Source organism: Nocardia sp. bgisy134 (assembly GCF_965341865.1).
Lineage (GTDB): Bacteria > Actinomycetota > Actinomycetes > Mycobacteriales > Mycobacteriaceae > Nocardia.
On the sequence record NZ_CBDQZP010000048.1, the window covers coordinates 1 to 4,155 of the forward strand.

Here is a 4,155-nt window from a genome sequence, read left to right on the forward strand (position 1 = left end):
TTTGCGAAGCATCGCCGATGGAGGGATGTCCGCCAACACCTGACCGACCACACCGGTCGATGGCGCAGGCCGTCCGCGGACGGGATCGAGTTTTTCAACCTTGCTAAGGTGCCGATCACTCAGATACTGGTACCGCGTCGAAACGATCGCCGATCCCTGGACCTGGGCCAACCTGACGCCAGATCCCGCGGAGCCCAGCGCGTGGAGACACGCACGTCTTCACTCGGCGAGCGGCCCCCCAAAGGACCAGCGGCAACGTCTGCACCGCGCTGTCTCGACCAACACGGTCTCTCAGCGAACCGAGAGTCTCACGTGTTGAAGTCGGGCACCGTCAGTTCGGGAGCGCTGCACATGACAGACACGTCTGTCGCTCGCGAGCGACGGCGGCCCGGCTGCACCCTTGCACGAACCGCGAAGTCGCAGCGAAAGTTCGGTCGCCTTGCCCACGCAAACCACGCCTCGGCCTAGGTGGCCGAAGTGGCCTTACTCATGCCTACACACCTGGTCGCCTTCGCATTCGCGTGCAGCTACTCTCGTCCTATGACAACAACGTTGAAACGGGGGTAAACGATGAGCCACCGACTGCGGGCGGCGGACAACCTCGTGGTGCCATCGAACTTCATTCGGGCGGCGCGAGAGTCGGGCTACGTCAGCCTGTCCACCGCGCTTGCGGAACTAGTCGACAACTCTCTCCAGGCAGGCGCCTCTGATGTCGCCATCAGCATCAACCGTCCGATTAAGGGTGTATGGCCACAGATCCAGGTCGAGGACAACGGCGAAGGCATGGATCGGGCCAAGCTTGCCTCCTGCCTGCGGTTCGGCGGTTCATCCCGGTTCGACGAGCGGACCTCGTTCGGCAGATTCGGTATGGGGTTGCCCGCCGCATCGGTCAGCCAGGCACGGAAGGTGGAAGTCGTCGCGTGGCAGGCGGGTCAGCCAGCACAGTCCGTCAGGCTCGACGTAGACGAGATTGCTGCTGGAATGCCAGTGGACCTTGCACCGCGACCCGCTGGCAGCGCGCCGACATCGTCAGGATGTCGCGTCGTTTGGTACCTGTGCGATCGGGTTGAATACCGACGTTTGGCATGGCTTGAGCGAGCACTGCACCGCGATCTGGGCAGAATTTACCGGCGTTTTCTGAGCGGTGATCTGCGGCTCACGATCAACGATATGCCTGTGCAGCCGGTGGATCCGACCTTGCTCACAACCGACGTCGAGGGTCGGACGGCACAGCCAGCGTTCGACACCCTGCGATACGAGGTCGCCACCGCGTCCGGTGACACCGCATTCGTGACTGTACGATTTACCATCCTGCCGGTGCACTCCTGGCATCACCTGGACAACGTCACCAAGCGCCAAGTCGGGATCGTAGGGCACGGCGGTGTAACGATACTTCGTGCTGGTCGTGAGATTGCCATCGGCTGGCACTTGATGGGCTCCAAGCGCAAAGAGAACTACGACGACTGGTGGCGCTGCGAGATCGAGTTCGACCCTGTGCTCGATGAGCACTTCGGCATAACCATTAACAAGCAAGGTATCCGGCCCTCCGCTGCTCTTCGCGACGCAATCGAGCCCGAACTCGAGTCAATCGCGCGAATGCTGAATGCCCGCGTCCGCCAAGCGTTCGAGGAGGTGAAGTTCAAGGCCGCTGCCGCGGCATCCTGCCGAATCGCCACGGCTGCCGACGCCGACCTCCCCGCCCTCAAAGGCCGGGGTCGGGCCCGAGGTCCTCTGAACTACAGCATCGGCTCGGCACCGCTGCCTGTGGAAACGATGTTCCGCTCGCGTCTCAAGCACCGTACGCTCGACGTCACCTTGAACATCGACCACCCCGCGTTCGCGGCGCTCTACCACCCGTTGATCACCATGGAAGATACCGCCGCCACGAAACTTCGCACAGCGATCGAACTGTTCCTACTGTCCTTCGCGCGGACCACCCTTCTCATGGGTCGAGAAACGGATGAGATGCTTCGGATATGGAGCGCGACATACGGACGGATGGTCCAGCGATCATGAGCCCAGATTTGAAGTACGTCCCGCTTAGTCTCCCGACCATGGCCACACGCCAAGAGCGGCGTGCGTTCGTAAAACTGTGCGCGCTCCTATCCGAAGTCGATATACACGCAGTCGGTTCCGGTCTAGACCACACTGAATGGGCACGCGCCGCCAACCTTGGCAACCTCTATGAACAACCCATCCTTGCGGCGGCAGCACACACCTTGATCGACCTGGTAGACCAAGGCTGGACGATCACAATCGACAAGATCGGACCACTTCTGCGCCCTCCCTCGGCGTACGACGACCGCCGAGCAGAGAAGGCGCGCATCAGAAGGCAGGAGCACGTCCGTCGAGATGAGCAACTGCGCAAGCCGAGCGTGCGTCGTTTCGTCGAGTCGATGGAGCGCGGCCAGCGACATGGCGATGACATCGTCTCGGTGTTCAACCTCATGCGGGACGGTGGTGAACTCGCAGATACCCTCGCATCAGCCGACGACCCGACCACAGCGATCAAGCCGTACGTCCAAATCGTCGACCAATCAACCTGCGAACTAACAGGTTTCAGACTGCACGATATTTGGCGGTACTTCCGCCACACGTGGTCGAACGCATATGCCACCGTGCCTGGTCGTTCGATGCCCATCCTCATCCGCGATGCTGCCACGAAGCACCACGCTGTGGTTGGCCTGGCTGCAATCTCCAGTCCCGTCGTCCAGATCGCCGAGCGCGACACCTGGATGGGGTGGGAGACAGATCAGTTCCTGAAGGCGGTCGAGGCGAATCCGACGACCGAAATCGCACAGTGGCTAGCGAATCGTATCCAGACGCAGATCGACGAGATCTATGTGACTGACCTGGTCCGGAACGGGGTACTCGAACCAACTGGCGCTGGCACGGACACCACCAACACGGTCGCCCGTCTCAAAGCCGACGCCGAGCGCTACCGCCAGAAGCACCATCGGGGCAGCGCCATCAGGATTGTTCGGAACATCGAGTCGGACGCCTGGGTTGAACGCGCCGAGACGTATTTGTTCCGGAGCAAGCGTTCCGCTGCCCTCGCAGAAGCGTTGGAGATCGCAGAATGCCTCGGGCAGCACTTCGAGCAGGAAGCCACCCCACTGGCTGGACTTAAGAAAGCTCTCGATGATCGGAAGGCCCGTGGGCAGATCCGGCGTGTGATTCGCAAGGCCCGCGGCGAGCGCGTGGGCACGGTTATCGCTGACCTCACAGTGTGCGGTGCCGTTGCACCGTACAACGCGCTCGCGGCTGGGAAACTCGTCGGTGCGCTCGCGGTGTCTCCCAAGGTGCTTGCCGCATACCGTGCGAAGTACGCTCGCCCTAGCGAAATCGCGTCGGCCATGGCGGGCCGCCCGATCGAACGAGAAGCACGGTTGTCCTTCGTAGGGACGACGTCGCTTTATGGCACCGGCTCCAGCCAGTACAATCGACTTTTCTGGCCAGCGAACGTCATGGGAGGCGCGGCCGATGTTTTGATGGGCTTCCACGAACTCGGCCGCTCCCGCTCGTTTGGCACGTCGCATTTCTCGGACGAAACTGTCGCTGCACTTGTGCGTCTGTCGCAATTGAACGGCTCTCTCATACGAGTGAATAGCATCTTCGGTGAAGGCGTAAGTCCACGGCTCCGCAAGATCCGGCTTGGCTTGGCAGCGCTAGGGTGGCCCACCAACGAACTACTCAAGCACGGCCGGGAACGGATCCTCTACGGCGTGCCTTTGGTCAAAAACCTGCGGGAGTTCTCGCTCGGTATCGCGCCGGAACCGGACTATCTGATCGACCCGGGTATGGAAGACGCAGATCATACGGTCGCCACCTGGTGGCTTGGGCGCTGGGCACTTCGGAGAGCCGCGCAGCCAGCGGTGCAGGACGCCATGCGCTCGCATCGCCTCGTTCGCCCGATCCAACACGGTGCGCGGGTGCCACTGCCCGTCGACGACGAGTTGTTGCTCTTCTCCGCCGAGTCCGTTCTCCCGGGCTCGTGAGGGCACGGCCTGGTTGCTGACTAACGAAGGCCTCCTGTTGTGGAGCGGATATCGAGAAACCGCTTCACTTCCAGGAGGCCTTCGTGGGGGCGCCGATCTGTCCGCCCGCGCCCGCAAGAACCCTCGCTCCTTCCGACGCCGGGAAGCCAAACCCCGT

General features: G+C 62.0%; 2 protein-coding genes. Both read left to right on the forward strand.

Features of this window, described 5'->3' with window-relative positions:
* Window positions 1–570: 570 nt before the first annotated feature.
* A complete protein-coding gene (locus tag ACRWNM_RS36435) occupies window positions 571–2,016 on the forward strand; it encodes an ATP-binding protein (RefSeq protein ID WP_431972717.1) in 1,446 nt (481 codons plus the stop codon).
* 38 nt (window positions 2,017–2,054) lie between these two features.
* The gene (locus tag ACRWNM_RS36440; RefSeq protein ID WP_431972718.1) at window positions 2,055–3,998 is read left to right on the forward strand and encodes a Druantia anti-phage system protein DruA; all 1,944 of its coding nucleotides are present in this window, start codon (window positions 2,055–2,057) and stop codon (window positions 3,996–3,998) included.
* Window positions 3,999–4,155 lie beyond the last annotated feature (157 nt).